The following is a 15,916-nucleotide window of genomic DNA, read 5'->3' as shown; positions in this document are numbered from 1 at the left end:
GAGGGAAGCCGACCTATGGACCAGCGTTCACTCTACCTTCTGCGACAAGCCGTCACCGCCATCTTCAAGAGGTGGCGGCTGGTCGCGTTGGTGTTCCTCGCGATCTTCGTGCCGTTCAACTTCTTCAACTTGATCCGGCAGCCCGTGTTCAGCGCCAAGAGCAAGGTGATGATCACGCGCGATCGCGCCTATCCGGAGGTCTCGCCGCTGGCCCGGCAGACGGCCGTCTCCGAGCTGCCGAACGAATCGGTGGTGAACTCGGAAATCCAGCTCATTCGCAGCCGCGACCTGATGCGCCGCCTGCATGACGAGCTCGAGGCGCAGGCCGCCGCCGACCCCGAGGGCGGCTTCCCGTCGCCGAACGTGGCGCAGCTCGAGCAGCGCGTGCAGGTGCTGAGGAAGCCGCAGTCGAACGTCCTCGAGATCTCCTACAAGAGCTCGGACCCGGACTTCGCGATCCACGTGGTCAACACGCTCGTGGACCTGTACTCGCGCTACCACATCGAGGCACACAAAGCGCCGGGTGCCCTGACGTTCTTCGACAAGGAGACGCAGGCGGCCAAGGAAGCGTTCGTGCAGGCCGACCTGGAGATGGAGCGGTTCGACGCCACCAACGGCCTGACCTCCATCGCCACCGAGAAGGACAACCTGCTTCGCCAGCGCGCCGCGCTGGAGTCCGATCTGCGCCGCACCGAGGCGCAGGTCACCGAGCTGACCACGCGCGTGGCCTCGGTAGAGGCCGAGCTCGAGTACATTCCCGAGCAGCAGGCCACCGAAGTCGAGATGATTCCCAATCCTCTCCTGTCCTACCTGCGCCAGAACCTGGCCCGGCTGGAGATGGAGAAGGAGCGGCTGCTGCAGCTCTACACGCCGCAGCACCGTCTGGTGATGGACGCCGACGCGGAGATCGCGGGCCTCAAGTCTCAGATCGCCGCGCAGGAAGGTACCGTGGTCGGCCGCAAGAAGATGGCCGAAACGCCGGTGCGCCGCCGCCTGCAGGAAGAGCTGCTCAGCGGACAGGCGCAGCTCGGCGCCCTCGAGGCGCGCCGCGCGCTCCTGGCCGAACGCATCACCGACTACGAGGGCAAGATCCGCGTGCTGCACGCCAAGCACTACGAAGTGATGCGCATGCGCCGCGACCGCGAGGAGCTCAAGAACACCTACGACGCCCTGCTGGCCAAGCTCAATCAAATGAAGGTCTCCGAGGCCATGGACATGGCCGGGCTTTCCAACGTCGCGCTGATCGAGGCGGCGGCGGCGCCCCTGGATCGCGAGGCCGACTACAAGGTCGTCACGCTGGTGCTGACGACGTTCCTGGCGTTGCTGCTCAGCGTCAGCTCGGCGGTGGTGTTCGAGATGGTCAACCCGGTCATGAACAGCGACCTGGACGTGCGCCACCACCTCGGCCTTCCGGTGCTGGCGGCGATTCCGCTCAATGGCGGAGGCGGCCCGGGTGGCAACTTCAACCTGCAGGGCAACCTCCAGGGCAATCTGCAGGGCAACGTCCAAGGCAACGTTGGCAACGGCTATCGCGTCGGCAACGCGCGCCGGCCCGGCAATCGCCGCGGCGGCAACGGCAACGGCAACGGTGGCCGCAGAGCCTGATGGCTGAAGGGGCGGAGCAGAGATGAGCAAGACCTACGAAGCGCTCAAGCGCGCCGAGGCCCTCCGGGCACAGGAGCGTGCGGCCGAGACGTTCGACGTACCCTATCCGACGCCGACCATTCCGCTGCACGGTGCTGACGACTTCTACGAGCTGCGCCGCTCGCTGCTCGGCTCGGCCGTCGGCGAGAGCGTGCGCACGATCCTGGTGGTCAGCTCGCTGCACGGCGAGGGCACCTCGAGCGTGGCCTGCCTCCTGGCCCGCGCCATCGCCGAGGGCGGCCGTGCCCGCGCGCTTCTGGTCGACCTCAACCTTCGTACGCCCGCCTTGTGGCGCCTCATGAACGTCAGCGGCCAGACCGGCTTCATGAACGTCGTCGGCGAGAACAAGCGCATCGACGAGGTCATCCAGCCGACCGACCTCGAAGGCGTCGCCATCGTTACGGCCGGCAGCGGCCGCATCAGCGCCGTCGACGTCATCGACAGCCCCAAGACGGCCGAAGTGGTGGCGGGCCTGGCGCGCCTGGCCGACGTGACCTTCGTGGACGCGCCGCCGGTGACGCTCTATCCGGACGCGCGCGCATTGGCGCCGCTGGTCGATGGCGTCATCCTGGTCGTGGAGGCGGACATCACGCCCGTGAGCATCGCTTCGCGGGCCGCAGAGATCATCCGCGAGACGGGCGCCAATCTGCTCGGCGTCGTCCTGAACAAGACCAGACAATACATTCCGGAGCGACTGGCCGCGGTCATCGGCTAGCGCGCGACGCGCAGGGCTTCGATAGCAGATGGGGACAACGATCAGCCGCGGGGCCGACGCCAGCCGCGCACAAATCATCGTCCTCGTCGTAGGCTTCCTGGTCCTTCTTGCCGGAGCCACGCTCACGGCCTCGAGCGGCGCCGGTGCGCTGGCGATCCTGCTGGCTGGTGGCGCACTCGGCGCCTACGGGATCGTCCGCTACCCGTTTCTCGGCGTCGTCGTCTACCTGATCACGTTCCTGTTCACGTACCCGGAGCCGCTGCGCGGCTCGGGCAACTTCACGATCAACAACCTGCTCGGCATGGTGCTGCTGCCCATGCTGCTGTTCGGCACGCTCAAGGACGGCTTCGGCTGGTTCTGGCGCGCGCGTCCGCTGGTCTTCCTGCTGGTCGCACTGGCGATCCTGCTGTCGTCGGGCGTGATCTACAACCGCACCATCGGCACGGGCGACGACGAGCAGACGATGGAAGAGCGCAAAGGCATGAGCAAGGAGCTGTACGGCGCCCGCAAGGCCGGCGGCGAGCTGCTCGTGCGCACGCGCGATCCCCGCGTCAAGATCGTCACGCGCTACGTCTTTCTGCTCTTCTTCGTGTTCTTCGTGCGCACGCCCCGTCAGCTCAAGGTCATCGTCGGCCTGCTGCTGTCGGTGCTCTTGATGAGTTATCTGAACCTCAGTAGCGAGGCCGGCGAGTTAGGCTGGGGGAAAGGGCGCTTACGCGTCGTGGGCGAAGCCGGAACCGGTCTCTACACCGGAACCAACCCCAACAAGCTGGCATTCTACATCCTGCTGTGCGGTGTGTTCCTCTGGTACATGCGTACCCGCGTACGCTCGTTCACCGTCTGGCTGGCCTGGCTGGCAGGTTTTGCCGGCTGCATGATTGCGTTGCCCATGACCGGCTCGCGCTCGGGCTTTCTCGGCATCCTGCTCTTCCTCGGCATCACGCTGCTGGAGGGGCGCTTCAGCTATCGCAAGCTGATCGGCCTGGCGCTGGCCACGATGGTCGTCGTCGTGCAGATGGGCTACGACGTCAACTTCCTCGACTACCTGCTGCCGAGCGAGACTTCGCAGCGAATCACCAGGATCGCCGGCAGCGGCGACGTTCTGGCCGAAGGCCAGACGGCCGAGGGCTCTTTCCAGAAGCGCGCGCAGAAGTTCTTCGAGACGGCGGCCAACATCCAGTACGCGCCGCTTCTCGGCGTGGGCCTGGAAAACTACCCGATCGTCCAGCAGATCATCGATCCCAGCGGCATGGGCGGTCCGCCCCACAACTCCTACCTGTGGGCCGCGGTCGAAGGCGGGCTGGTCACGCTCGGGCTCTATCTTGCGATGTACATCTGGACGCTGCGCCAGCTCAACGGGATTTTGCGCGACTACGAAGGCCGGTTCGGGCCCGTTGACCTGCGCTGGCTCGTCAACGCCATGCGCACCCTGGTCGTGATGTTCCTGTTCTTCTCTTTCTTCGCCGACATCTGGGTGCACATCTACTTCTACGTCATCATGGGCCTGTCGCTGGCCGTGATTCAGCTCCATCGTACGTACGCCGAGACCGGACACGTTCCGGGCACCGCCATCGGCGCATCGGGGTCCGCGACGGCATGAGGCGGGTCGCCTATCTCTTCCCGCTCTTTCCCGTCATCAACCAAACCTTCACTCTCGCCGAAGTCGTCTGGTTGAAGCGGCGCGGCTACGACATTCGCCTGTTCTCGCTGCTCTCGCGCGTGGACCCGGGTCTTCAGCAGGCGCAGGGACGCGAGCTGATCGGCGAGACCCACTACTGTCCAGGCTACGGATCGGCCGCCTTGTGGGGCCCTCTCTGGCGCGGCCTCAAGAAGAGCCCTCGCGGCGTGCTCGCCCTCTTTGCGACGGTCTGGAAGGCGTGGCGCCAGCACGTGCCGACGAGGCGGGGGCAGGGACCGGCCCCCGACACGTTCACGCTGGCCGAGTGGTTCGACGTGCTCTGGCGAGGCAACCGCTACTTCTATCTGATGAAGAATTGGATGATGGTGCCGCACGCGCTCTACCTTGCCGAGGTCTTCGAGCGCGAGGGCATTCCTCACGTGCACTGTCACTGGGCAACGTATCCGGCCACCGTCGGCATGCTCATCAAGCAGTGGGCGGGAATCCCGTTCAGCGTCACCGCCCATGCCTACGACATCCACATGATGCCGTGGATGCTGACGGCCAAGCTCGAGGCCGCCGACTTCTTCGTCACTTGCGCCGACTACAATCGCCGCTACCTGGCGTCGGTGTGCTCGCCGCAGGCGGGCTCGCGGATCTTCCTCAACTATCACGGTACCGACCTGGACCGCTTCCAGCCGGGCTCGCGCAGCGAGGGCAAAGAGTTCCGTGTGGTCAGCGTCGGCTGGCTCAAGGAGTACAAAGGCTTCCACATCATCGTCGAGGCGATTGCGCTGCTGGCGCAACGAGGTGTGGATGCCGTTTTCCATCTTGCTGGCGACGGCCCGCAGCGCGGATATCTGGAAGCGCAGGCCAAGCGCCTCGGCATCGAGGAGCGCGTGGTGTTCCACGGCTATCTCGATCATGGTCGCCTCGTCGGCCTCTACCGGGACTGCGACGCGTTCGCGATGGGCAGCATCGAGATGACCAACTTCGGGCGCCAGGATGTCATCCCCAACGTCATCGCCGAGGCGATGGCCGTGGGGCTACCGATCGTGGCAACGCGCATGGGTGGAATCGCGGAGCTCGTCGACGAGGGCGTGTCCGGCCTGATGATCCCGCAGCGCGACCCGGCGGCGATGGCCGACGCGCTGGAGAAGATCGCACGCGATCCCGAGCTGGCGGCGCGCCTGCGAGCGGCGGCGCGCGCCAAAGTGCAGCGAATCTGGGACCGCAACCGAAATCTGGAGGAGTTGGCGGCGCTCTTCAACGAGCGCATCCGCGCTGCGGCGGATGAGGCCGCCGCGTAGCTGTCATGACTTCGACACGACGAAGCGAGTTCCTGCCGTTCCACCGTCCTTCCATCGGCGAGGGTGAAATCGCCGAGGTCGTCGACACTCTCCGATCCGGGTGGCTGACGATGGGGCCGAAGACCCATCGATTCGAAGAGCAGTTCGCCGCCTATGTCGGTGCCAGACATGCGGTCGCCGTCGCCTCCTGCACGGCGGCGTTGCACCTGGTCTACGAAGCGATGGGAATCGGGCCCGGCGACGAGGTGATCACCACGCCGTACACGTTCACCGCGACCGTCGCCACGGTGCTGTATGCCGGTGCCACGCCGGTGCTGGTGGACACGCTGCCCGACAGTCCCAACATCGACCCCGAGGCCGTTGCGCGCCGGATCGGGCCGCGCACCAGGGCCATCGTCCCCGTCCACTTCGCCGGCCATCCCTGCGACCTGGACCGCCTGACGGCGCTGGCCTCGCAGGCCGGCGCAGCCCTGATCGAAGACGCCGCGCACGCGCTGCCGACGACGTACAAGGGCCGCACGGTCGGCTCGATCGGCACGGCGACGTGCTTCAGCTTCTACGCCGGCAAGAATCTGACGACAGGCGAGGGCGGGGCGATCACCACCGATGATGCGGAGCTGGCCACGGCCCTGAAGATCCGACGCCTGCACGGAATCTCGCGCGATGCGTGGAAGCGCTACACCGCCGAGGGAAGCTGGTACTACGAAGTCGAGCAGCTCGGCTTCAAGTACAACATGACCGACATCAACGCGGCCCTCGGCCTGCATCAGCTCGCCCGCCTGGACGAGCTGCAGCGGCGGCGCAAGCGCATCATCGCCTTGTATGAGGAGTGTCTGGCCGATATTCCGGGCATTCTGCGGCCGCAGGCGCCGACCGACGGGGAGTCGGCCTGGCACCTCTACGTGGTGCGGATCGACTCGGAGCGGCTGAAGGTGACGCGCAACGAGGTCATCGAGATGCTGAAGGCGGACAACATCGGGACGAGTGTGCACTTCATCCCGGCCCACCTGCACCCGCTCTACCAGCAACGCCTCGGCTGCAAGCGGGAGGATTTCCCGAACGCCACGCGGCTCTACGATGCGTCGATCTCGCTGCCGCTGTTTCCGGACATGGCCGACGACGACGTCCGCGACGTCGCCCGCAGCCTCGAAAGGATCGCACGGGAGAACCTGCGATGACCAAGGGGCAGGCCGCCGCCAAGAGAGCGTTCGACTTCACGGTCGCGCTGCTGGCGCTGGCGCTGCTGTGGCCGGTCTTTGCCATCATCGCCGCGCTCATCAAGCTCGACACCAAGGGGCCCGTCTTCTTCCGGCAGGAGCGGGCCGCGGCCGGCGGCGGCACCTTCCGAATCTACAAGTTCCGCACGATGATCGTCGGCGCCTACCGAAGCGGCGCGCGCCTGACGGTCAAGCGCGACCCGCGCATCACCACGGTCGGCCACTTTCTCCGCTGGACCAAGCTCGACGAGCTGCCCCAGCTCCTGAACGTGCTCGCCGGCGACATGTCCTTCGTCGGCCCGCGCCCCGAGGACCCGTACTTCACCAACTTCTACACGCCCGAGCAGCGCGTGGTCCTGTCGGTCAAGCCCGGCATCATCGGGCCGAGCCAGATCGACGGGCGCGACGAAGTCGAGAAGTATCCCGAGGGCTGCGAGAACGTCGAGGAGTTCTACATCCAGAGCATCCTGCCCGAGAAGCTCGAGCGGGACATCGAATACGCCCGCACCGCCACCTTCGTGGGCGACGTCCGCTTTCTGGTCGGCGGCTTCCTGCGCGTCCTGCTGACTCAGTTCAAGAGCGGCTTCTTCGCCCGGCAGCGCTACCGCTTTGCGGCCCTGGCCCTGGACATCGCGCTGATGGTCGTGGCCTACGTCGGCGCCAACCTGATCAAGTTCGACTGGTATCTGGACGCCGAAGGATGGGCCTACGTCGGAAAGGCCCTGATCTGGGTGGTCATCCTGAAGCCGCCGGTGTTCGTCTACTACGGCCTCTATCAGCGCACGCCCCGCTGGATGGGGAGGCGCGATCTGGCAGCTATCGTCAAAGCGGTGAGCACGAGCTCGGCTTTGCTGGTGGCGATGACGTATTTCAGTCTCCAGCGGCACTCTCGCGCCGTCTTCCTCATCGACTGGGTTTTGCTCCTTTCCCTGGTCGCAGGCTCCCGGTATATAGTCCGTTCGGTTTTGAGCGGCGTGGCCCGGAGCGAGGAGAGGGGCCCGTTCGTGAAGGTGCTGGTGGCGGGCTCGGGTCATGGGGTGGAGGCGATCCTCCGATCGCTTCTGGAAGACCCGAACTCAAGGTTCATGCCCGTCGGCATCATCGACCACGAGCCGCATAGGTGGGGGGCCCTCATCCACGGGGTACGGGTGATGGGCGGAGCGACCGATATCGCCATGGCTGCGAGCACGCACGGCGTCGAGATGGTCCTGATCTCGCTGGCCGACCTCGATCCCATGGTGGTTCGCGAGATCGCGGAGGCGTGCGAGAAGCTCGGCCTCCAGTATCGGCTCGTTCCTGCTTTATCCGATCTGCTGGCGCAGGGAGGCCCTGAACCGCTCAACAAAGTCGTTCTCTCCTCACAGGCCAGGGTATGACAGACAAGTTTTTGAAGCCTCGCGATCTGGTGCTGGTCACCGGCGGCTGCGGCTACGTCGGATCGCATCTCGTTCGCATGCTGCTCGAGCGCGGCTACCGTGTTCGCGTCCTCGACAACTTCCTGTACGGCAACGCCGGCCTCAAGGGCGTAGGCAATCATCCGGATCTGGACATCCAGTACGGAGACATCTGCAACATCCGCGACATGATGCGCGCGGCCAAGGGCGCGCGCGCGGTGATCGCATTGGCGGCGCTGGTCGGCGACGGCGCCTGCGACCTCGATCACGACGAGACGATCTCGATCAACATCGAGTCGACCAAGCTCCTGTGTCACGTGGTCAAGCACCGCCCCGACCTCGAGCGCGTCGTGTTCGCCTCCTCGTGCAGCGTCTACGGCGCGACCGAAGGACTGATCCTCAACGAAGGCTCGCGCCTGAATCCGGTGTCGTTCTACGCGCGCAGCCGCATCGTCTCCGAGCAGATACTGCAGCGCGAGTTGGAGGGCCGCGGCGTCGTGATCCTGCGTCTGGGCACCGTGTTCGGGACGTCGGCGCGCCCGCGCTTCGACCTGATGATCAACACGATGACGTGCAAGGCCGTCAGCGAGGGGGCAATCACGGTGATGGGAGCCGAAGCGTGGCGGCCGCACGTGCACGTGCGCGACGTTGCCGAGGCCTTCCTCATCGCGGCCGAGACCTGTGACGAGCATGCCACCGGCGAGATCTTCAACGTCGGTTCCAACGACAATAACTTCACGATCGCACGCACGGCCGAGATCGTGGCCGCGCGAATTCCGGGGACCCGCATCGAGAACGTGCACCGCGTCGATGATCTGCGCAGCTACCGCGTCAGCTTCGACAAGATCCGGCACGTACTCGGGTTCGTGCCGTCGCGGTCGATCGAGCAGGGCGTCGACGAGATCAAGGCCCTGCTCGAGAAGTCCCCGCACATGAACTGGACCGACGCCCGCTACTCCAACCTCAAGTGGCTGCAGGCGCACGGCTTCGCCGGTGAGGGGCGCGACTGCGTCCAGGAAGTGGTCGACGAGGCGATCGGCGAAGTGGCTTGAGGAAAGGGCGCGCACGGCTCGCGCCCGACCGCCAGTAGGATTCACATCATGCGCGAGCACGGACGCCTGCGAGTACTTCATTTCGGTCTCGGCGCCATCGGCATCGGCATCGCTCGGGAGTCGATGAAGACCGAGCGGCTGCAGAGCGTGGCCGCCGTGGACCTCAATCCCGCCAACATCGGGCAGACCCTCGGCGCGCTGGCCGAGAGCGACAGCAACGTGGTCGTGCGCGCCAGTCTCGAGCAAGCCGTGGATGAGGCCGGCGGAATCGACGTGGCGTTCCACTGTGCAGGCTCGCACATCGCGGACATCGAGACGGATCTGCACGCGCTGATGCGTGCCGGCTGCAACGTCGTCACCACCGCCGAGGAGCTGATCTATCCGTATGCCGGCCACGGTGAGGCGGCGCTGCGGCTGGACGGCTGGGCAAAGGCCGCCGGCGTCACGCTGTATGCCGCTGGCGTCAATCCGGGTTTCCTGATGGATCGTCTGCCGGCCTACCTGTCGTCGATGACGCTCGGGCCTCGCTGCCTCAAGGCGCGGCGAATGGTCGACCTGTCCCGGCGCCGCAACGCCCTTCGCCGCAAGATGGGCGTGGGCGAGCCGGCCGATTCGGTCGCGGCGCGGTGTGCGGTGTTCTCCATGGGACACGCCGGCTTCGTCGAGTCGGTGCAGTACGTGGCGGCGGCCCTGCGCTGGCCCGTCGGCGCCGTCGAGCAGCGGCTGGAGCCGGTGGTGGCTGACAGGCGTGTGGAGCGAGGGGGCGAAGTCGTCGAGGCGGGCCACGTCCTGGGCCTGGCGCACACGGCGCGGGCCGTCTCACCTCACGGCCACGAGATCTCGCTGGCGCTGACGATGCGTCTGGACTGCACCGATCAGTTCGACGAGATCGAGATCGACGGCCGCCCGCCGATCCACGTGCGTTTTCCGCAGGGCCTGCAAGGCGACCTGGCAACCCTTGCCAGCGCCGTCAATGCGGCGCCTTTCGTCGCCACGGCCGCGCCGGGTCTGCTTTGCCAACTCGCCACGCCGACGGCACTTTGAGCGCTTCGATTTCCGACGCCGCGAGGATCCGATGACGACTGACAAGAAACGACCGGGCGCGCCGCTGCGCGTGGGCATCGTCGGCTGCGGCATCATTGCCAATGCGCATCTGCCTTACATCCGCAAGGCGGGCGGCGTGCCGGTGGCCGTTGCCGATCTGTCGATCCGGCAGAGCAGCGAGCTCGCGGACCGTTACGGCATCCAGCGCGTCTACCGCGGCGTGGAGGAGATGCTGGCCGCCGAGCAGCTCGACGTCGTTCACGTGCTGACGCCGCCTCACACGCATGCCCGCGTGGCCATCGCGGCACTGGAGCGCGGCGTGCACGCGCTGGTCGAGAAGCCGCTGGCGCTCGATCCGCGCGAGGTCGAGGCGATGAAGGCCGCCGCCGAACGCGGCGGCGCCATGCTGACGGCGGATCACAATCGCCTGTTCGATCCGCCGATGCTGGCGGCGCGGCGGCTGTGGGAAAGCGGCGAGCTCGGCGACCTCGTCGCCATCGAGAGCTTCCAGGCGGGCCGCGCCAGCGACCGCGACTGGCTGGGCGAGCTGGCCGGCGGCGGTATCGGCGACCTCGTGCCGCATCCGCTGTACCTGCAGCTCTACTTTCTCGGCGCCGTGCACGATCTCCACGCCACCGCCTTCTCGCTCGGCGATTCGTCGGCGCCGCAGGAGCTGCGCGTCCTCATGCAGGGCGAGAACAGGACCGGCATGCTGACCATCTCGACGAACGCCGCGCCCGGCCTGAACACGCTCAAGCTGTGCGGCACGCGCATGACCGTCGAGGTCAATCTCAACAACATGACGATCGTGCGCCGCCGCGACTACGACGTTCCCAAAATCATCGCCAAGCCGCTTCCCAATCTGGACGAGGCCTGGCAGCTGACCAGGCAGACCATCACCAACACGCTCGACTTCGTGCGCGGCCGCATCCGCTACTATCCAGGCATGGGCGAGCTGATCGCGCGGTTCTACGAAGCCATTCGCAGCGGCACCGCCGCGCCGGTTTCCATCGACGAAGCCGCTGCGGTCGTCGAGGTCACCGCACGCATCTGGCAGAGCCTGGAGAAGCAGGAACGGCCTACGCGCTCGCGCGTCAAGACGTCGCCGGCTCCGGCCGCAGCGGTGGCAGTCTGATGCGGGCCTTCGTCACCGGTGGAACGGGCTTTCTCGGCCGGCGCGTGGTGCGCCGGCTGCTCGAGCGCGGCGACCAGGTCCTGGCGCTGGCCCGCGAAGGCAGCCGCGCCGATGAGCTGAAGGCCGCCGGCGCCGAGGTCGTCGTCGGCGACCTTGGCAGCCTGGACCCGTCCATCCTCGAGCAGGCCGGCTCCTGCGACGTCGTCTACCACGTCGGCGCGCGCGTGGTCTCGCACGGCGACTGGGACGAGTTCTTTCGCGTCAATGTCGAAGCGACGCAGAGGCTCATGGATGCCGCCATCGCCGGCGGTGCCCGCTTCGTGCACGTCAGCTCGCTCGGCATCTTCGAGATCGACCGCGAGGGAATCGTCGTTACCGAGGAGAGCGACTACGACCACCAGCCGATGCTGCGCGGCTATTACACCCGCTCCAAGATCGACGCGGACCGCCTGGTCTGTTCGGCCGCGCGTGCGGGCAAGAACGTGGTGGTGGTGCGGCCGGGCCTGCTCTACGGTCCCGATCATCCGCAGCAGGCGGTTTTCCTTGGGCGCGTGAAGAAGTTCCTGCGCCCCGATCTTCTGCTCGTGGTGAGCAGCCCCGGCTACCGGGTGCCGCTGACGTACATCGAGAATGCGGCCGACGCGGTCGTGGCCGCCGGGGTGGTCGAGGGCGTGGCGGGCTCGATATTCAACGTCGTCGACAATCCCGATTTGACGCAGGCCGAGTACTTCCGCGCTCTCGCGCGCGCCCGCGGCGACAGGCTGCGAGTGATGTACGTGCCCGTGACGCTGCTGGCGCCGGCAGTCAACGCAGTCAACTTCGCGCACAAGCTCGTGAAGCGCCGGCCGTGGTCGGTTGCCTATCAGCTGCTGCGCTCGGAGCGCAGCGCGCGCTACGCCACCGACGCCGCCGCCACGCGCCTGGCGTGGTCGCCGCGCGTGGACCTGGACCGCAGCCTGCAGGAGTCGCTACGAAAGCCGGCGTGAACGTCGTCTTTCTGGAGGCATCGTCGGGCAACGTCGTCGGCGGCTCGCTGACGGGCATGCTCGAGCTCCTGCGCGGCATTGCCGAGCGCCGTGGTCGCGACGACGGCGACGGGCGATCCGGCATCGCGCCGCACGTAGTCCTGTACGAGAACAAGAGCGTCATCGCCGACCTGCAGGCGCGGGGCATTCCCGTGCACGTTTTCGACAAGAGGCGGCTGCCCAAAGAGCACGGCCTGGAAGCCAATCCGACCTACGCGCGCGCCAAGAACGTCAGCGCCGTTGCCGGCGCGCTGCGCACGCTGCGCGTTACCGGCACCTTCCTGCTGGAGACCGTTCCGACGGCGCTGCGCCTGGCGCGACTGCTGCGGCCGATCCGGCCGGCGCTCGTCTACGTCGCCAACGGCTTTCGCGGCAACGCCGACGCGATCGTCGCCGCGCGCCTGCTCGGCGTGCCCTGCGTCGTGCACGCCAAGGGCTTCGACAAGCTCAGCTACGTCGAGCGCGGGCTGTCGCGCGGCGTCGACCTCTGCATTTCGATGACCATGGCCATCGAGGAGCATTGCCGCGCCGGCGGCATGCGGCCGCGTCAGTTCGCGGTCGTGTACGACGGTCTCGATCTGCGGGCATTCCAGCCGCGGCGGCCGCGGCAGGACGTTCGCGACGAGTTCGGCATCGCGGCCGACGCCGAACTGGTCGGCGTGGTCGGCAACGTGCAGGAGTGGAAAGGGCAGCGCGTGCTCGTCGAGGCGCTCGAGCTGCTGCGCGAGCGGCGGCCGCGCCTGGTCCTCATGATCGTCGGCGGCATCCATCGCAGCGGCCTTGCCTACGCCGACGCCATGAAGGAGCGCATTCGCCAGCAGGGGCTGGAGAGCCGCGTGATCTGGACCGGCGCGCGTCCGGACGTGCCCGACCTTCTCGGTGCCATGGATGTCGTCACGCACACCTCGGTTCGCGGCGAGCCGTTCGGACGCGTCATCATCGAGGCGATGGCCGTGGGACGGCCCATTGTGGCCACTCGCGCCGGCGGAGTGCCCGAGTTCGTACGCGACGGCGAGGACTGCGTCCTGACCACGCCCGGCGACGCCGGGGAGCTCTCGGCGGTCCTGGACAGGCTCCTGAGCGACGCCGGGCTGCGCCAGAGGCTGAGCAACGGGGCACTGGAGTCGGCGCAGCGCTTCGCTCTGGACAAGCACGTGGAGACGATAACCTCTCTGTTCGAAGAGGTCCTGGCGCGCCGGACGCATGCCGGCAACGCGGCGGCGGTGCCGGGAGGCGCGTCGTGAGCGCATCTGCCATCGCGTTCGAGATGCACGGCGTGCGCCTGCGTCTGGAGTCGGAGCTGCCCGAGTTCCTCGACTACGCGCGCGTGGCGCTGCAGCCGTATGCGACCGCTGTCGAAGGCGCCTTCGACATCAGCAGCCGCCTGGAATGGGTCGACGGGGTGCCGGCAAGGAGCCTGGAAGCGGCGTTCCCCGGCGCAGGCTGGCAGCACCGGCTCGATCGCGATCTGTACATCGACGGTCCGCGCGGCTACTGGCTGCGCATCGATGACTTCCCCGACCTGCAGCTGGCAATCGCCGAAGAAGGCGGGCGCATCCAGGTGCGCGGCCGATATCATTTCTACCTCGCTCGCGATGCGCGCGGCGACAAGCTGCGCCGCTTCCGCTACCGCAACGCGCTGGGCGACTTGCGCGGCCGCCGCTTTTCGACGCTGCTCTATTATCTCTTCTACCATCCGCTGCTGTGGCGGCTGAGCCGCCTGGAAGGCTGGCACGTCCTGCACGGCGGCGCCGTGGCCACGCCCGCCGGGGCCGTAGTCCTGGCCGGCATGCCGGGATGCGGAAAATCGACGCTGGCCGTGGCGATGCTGGCCGACGCATCCTGCCGCATGCTTTCGGACAACCTTGTGCTGCACGACGGCCTGCGCGCGCTTGCCTGCCCGGAACTGCTGCTGCTCGACGAGAACAGCCGCCGTCTGGCCGGCGCCGGCGCGAGTCGGCTGACAGCCACGGGTGAGCGGCGAGTGTACGCGCGCGATGCGCACCGCATCGCGCAGGTGGAGCTGGAACCGCAGCCGATTGCCGCAATCTTCCACGTCGAGCGCGGGCAGCGCAGCCGCGTGCAGCGCATCGATGCCACCGAGAGCGCCGCGCGTCTCCGCGCCGCCAATCTGATGGCCAAGGAGGTGCGCCGCATCGCGATCATGAACGAGGTTCTGGACGCCGTGGCCTGTACGCGCCGCACCGACGAGGCCGGCGTGGTGTTGCAGCTGGCGGCGGCGGTGCCGTCCTATGAGCTGCGGGTGGGATCGCTGACCGACCTGACCTCGTTTGCGGCCGAGGAAATCCTCGGCCGCCTCGATGCCCAGGGGACGGCGGCATGACGGAGCCGGCAAAGAGGAAGCCGGCGCGCTCGGGACTGTTCGGCCTGGCCAAGGACTTCGGCGGCACGCTCGCCACGACGTTCGTCAAGATGGGGCTGGGCATCCTGACCGGCATGATCACGGCGCGAACGCTCGGGCCGGCAAGCCGCGGCATATTCTCCATCGTCACGACGTTTCCCCACACGCTGACGACGCTGACGAAGTTCGGGCAGTCGCAGGCCACGATCTTCTTCATCCGCCGCGAGAAGGAGGACGTGGCACGCGTCGCATCGACCGCTGTCTTCTTCGGGCTGGCCGTCGGCCTTGCGCTGATCCCGCTCGTCTATCTGGGCAGGGACTGGCTGCTGTCGGGCGTGCTGCGCGGGGTGCCGCTGTGGGCGCTCCTGCTCGTCTGCCCGATGCTGCCGACGCTGCTGGTGGAGAGCTACCTCTACGGCGTGCTGCAATCGACGGACCGCTTTGCCGTCTACAACACCCGCCTGTTCGCCGAGTCGGTGCTGACGCTGGTCGGCATGACAGTCGTGCTCTACGTCCTGGGGCTGGGTCTGCCCGGAGCATTGGCGGTGGCGGTGACCCTGCGCGTGGTGATGGTGACGTGGGTGCTGGCCACGGTGCATCGGCAGACGAGGCTGCGGCCGGTGTTCGACCCCGATCTGTTCCGCCGCATGCTTCGCTATGGCCTGAAGTCGCACGTGCAGATCATCGCCTCCCACTTCAACTTCAAGGCGGGCATCTATCTTTGCGCGTACTTCCTGACTCCCGCCGAGGTCGCATTCTACGCCATCGGCGCACGCCTGGCCGAGCAGATGATGCAGGTGCCGCAGTCGCTCGGGCTGGCGATGTTTCCGCGCCTGGCCGGCAGCAGCGTCGAGCGCATTCACGCGATGACGGCGGCGGCGTGCCGCCAGACCATCGCCATCACCGCCGTCTCGGCCGCGGCGCTGACGCTGGTGGGCCGCTTCGCCATCGTCACGCTCTACGGCGCCGAATACGCGCCGGCTGCGGTGCCGCTGGTCTACATCTCCTGGGGCATCGTCATGATGTCGGTGTACGTGCTGCTCTCGCGTGATTTCACCGCGCGCGACCGCCAGATCGTCAACATCACGGCCGCCTACGTGGCGCTCGTCGGCAACGTGGCGCTGAACGTGTGGCTGATTCCGGACATCGGCATCCGGGGCGCCGCCATCGGCACGGCGTGCTCGTATTCGGCGGCGGCGATCCTGCTCTACGTGTTCTTCCTGCGGGAGACGGGCATGCCATGGCATGAGCCGCTCATCCTGCGCCGCGGCGACCTCGAGATGTGGTACCGCCTCGCCCGCGAGGCGCGCGCGCGCGTGGCAGGCAAGGGCCGCAAGGCCGCTGCGTCCACCCGAGCGCCCGAGGTCCCCCCGGCGGCCTGACCGCCCTCATTTCCTCTC

General features: G+C 67.3%; 13 protein-coding genes. All 13 read left to right on the top strand.

Annotation, left to right across the window (positions count from 1 at the left end):
* Positions 1–15: 15 nt before the first annotated feature.
* Genes VEC57_19780 through VEC57_19720 form a run of 13 tightly spaced genes read left to right on the top strand, consistent with a single transcriptional unit; the run spans position 16 to position 15,898 of the window.
* Positions 16–1,605 carry a hypothetical protein gene (locus VEC57_19780; protein ID HYC01383.1) on the top strand — a complete coding sequence of 530 codons (1,590 nt, stop codon included), beginning with the start codon at positions 16–18 and terminating at the stop codon, positions 1,603–1,605.
* Positions 1,606–1,627: 22 nt separating this feature from the next.
* Positions 1,628–2,359, top strand: a complete 732-nt coding sequence (locus tag VEC57_19775) for a CpsD/CapB family tyrosine-protein kinase (GenBank protein HYC01382.1) — start codon at positions 1,628–1,630, stop codon at positions 2,357–2,359.
* A gap of 28 nt (positions 2,360–2,387) precedes the next feature.
* Positions 2,388–3,959, top strand: coding sequence for an O-antigen ligase family protein (locus VEC57_19770; protein ID HYC01381.1), 1,572 nt, complete (start codon positions 2,388–2,390; stop codon positions 3,957–3,959).
* Positions 3,956–5,287, top strand: coding sequence for a glycosyltransferase (locus VEC57_19765; protein HYC01380.1), 1,332 nt, complete (start codon positions 3,956–3,958; stop codon positions 5,285–5,287). Before VEC57_19770 ends, VEC57_19765 begins: the two co-directional genes overlap by 4 nt.
* A 5-nt stretch (positions 5,288–5,292) precedes the next feature.
* On the top strand, positions 5,293–6,465 hold the full coding sequence (locus tag VEC57_19760; GenBank protein ID HYC01379.1) for a DegT/DnrJ/EryC1/StrS aminotransferase family protein: 1,173 nt from the start codon (positions 5,293–5,295) through the stop codon (positions 6,463–6,465).
* Positions 6,462–7,880 carry a sugar transferase gene (locus tag VEC57_19755; protein ID HYC01378.1) on the top strand — a complete coding sequence of 473 codons (1,419 nt, stop codon included), beginning with the start codon at positions 6,462–6,464 and terminating at the stop codon, positions 7,878–7,880. Before VEC57_19760 ends, VEC57_19755 begins: the two co-directional genes overlap by 4 nt.
* Positions 7,877–8,950, top strand: coding sequence for an SDR family oxidoreductase (locus VEC57_19750; GenBank protein ID HYC01377.1), 1,074 nt, complete (start codon positions 7,877–7,879; stop codon positions 8,948–8,950). The genes VEC57_19755 and VEC57_19750 overlap by 4 nt, the downstream gene beginning before the upstream one ends.
* 48 nt (positions 8,951–8,998) lie before the next feature.
* Positions 8,999–9,994 (top strand): hypothetical protein, encoded by a 996-nt coding sequence (locus VEC57_19745; protein ID HYC01376.1) that lies wholly within the window; start codon positions 8,999–9,001, stop codon positions 9,992–9,994.
* Between the two features lie 31 nt (positions 9,995–10,025).
* A complete protein-coding gene (locus VEC57_19740) occupies positions 10,026–11,129 on the top strand; it encodes a Gfo/Idh/MocA family oxidoreductase (GenBank protein HYC01375.1) in 1,104 nt (367 codons plus the stop codon).
* A complete protein-coding gene (locus VEC57_19735) occupies positions 11,129–12,115 on the top strand; it encodes an NAD-dependent epimerase/dehydratase family protein (GenBank protein HYC01374.1) in 987 nt (328 codons plus the stop codon). Before VEC57_19740 ends, VEC57_19735 begins: the two co-directional genes overlap by 1 nt.
* Entirely contained in the window at positions 12,112–13,398 is a 1,287-nt protein-coding gene (locus tag VEC57_19730) for a glycosyltransferase family 4 protein (GenBank protein HYC01373.1), read from the top strand. The genes VEC57_19735 and VEC57_19730 overlap by 4 nt, the downstream gene beginning before the upstream one ends.
* Positions 13,395–14,498: a hypothetical protein gene (locus tag VEC57_19725; GenBank protein HYC01372.1), complete on the top strand. Its 1,104-nt coding sequence runs from the start codon at positions 13,395–13,397 to the stop codon at positions 14,496–14,498. Before VEC57_19730 ends, VEC57_19725 begins: the two co-directional genes overlap by 4 nt.
* Complete coding sequence (locus VEC57_19720) at positions 14,495–15,898, top strand: flippase (GenBank protein HYC01371.1); 1,404 nt, start codon at positions 14,495–14,497, stop codon at positions 15,896–15,898. The genes VEC57_19725 and VEC57_19720 overlap by 4 nt, the downstream gene beginning before the upstream one ends.
* The last annotated feature ends 18 nt before the right edge of the window (positions 15,899–15,916 follow it).

This window comes from Candidatus Limnocylindrales bacterium (assembly GCA_035626395.1).
Taxonomy (GTDB): Bacteria; Desulfobacterota; Binatia; order UBA1149; family CAITLU01; genus DASPNH01.
This window is presented reverse-complemented; position numbering and strand designations above follow the sequence as displayed.

Excerpts from the sequence above, each read along its gene's own strand:
- VEC57_19780 (HYC01383.1), top strand. The coding sequence starts at position 16 with ATGGACCAGCGTTCACTCTACCTTCTGCGACAAGCCGTCACCGCCATC.
- VEC57_19775 (HYC01382.1), top strand. The coding sequence starts at position 1,628 with ATGAGCAAGACCTACGAAGCGCTCAAGCGCGCCGAGGCCCTCCGGGCA.
- VEC57_19770 (HYC01381.1), top strand. The coding sequence starts at position 2,388 with ATGGGGACAACGATCAGCCGCGGGGCCGACGCCAGCCGCGCACAAATC.
- VEC57_19765 (HYC01380.1), top strand. The coding sequence starts at position 3,956 with ATGAGGCGGGTCGCCTATCTCTTCCCGCTCTTTCCCGTCATCAACCAA.
- VEC57_19760 (HYC01379.1), top strand. The coding sequence starts at position 5,293 with ATGACTTCGACACGACGAAGCGAGTTCCTGCCGTTCCACCGTCCTTCC.
- VEC57_19755 (HYC01378.1), top strand. The coding sequence starts at position 6,462 with ATGACCAAGGGGCAGGCCGCCGCCAAGAGAGCGTTCGACTTCACGGTC.
- VEC57_19750 (HYC01377.1), top strand. The coding sequence starts at position 7,877 with ATGACAGACAAGTTTTTGAAGCCTCGCGATCTGGTGCTGGTCACCGGC.
- VEC57_19745 (HYC01376.1), top strand. The coding sequence starts at position 8,999 with ATGCGCGAGCACGGACGCCTGCGAGTACTTCATTTCGGTCTCGGCGCC.
- VEC57_19740 (HYC01375.1), top strand. The coding sequence starts at position 10,026 with ATGACGACTGACAAGAAACGACCGGGCGCGCCGCTGCGCGTGGGCATC.
- VEC57_19735 (HYC01374.1), top strand. The coding sequence starts at position 11,129 with ATGCGGGCCTTCGTCACCGGTGGAACGGGCTTTCTCGGCCGGCGCGTG.
- VEC57_19720 (HYC01371.1), top strand. The coding sequence starts at position 14,495 with ATGACGGAGCCGGCAAAGAGGAAGCCGGCGCGCTCGGGACTGTTCGGC.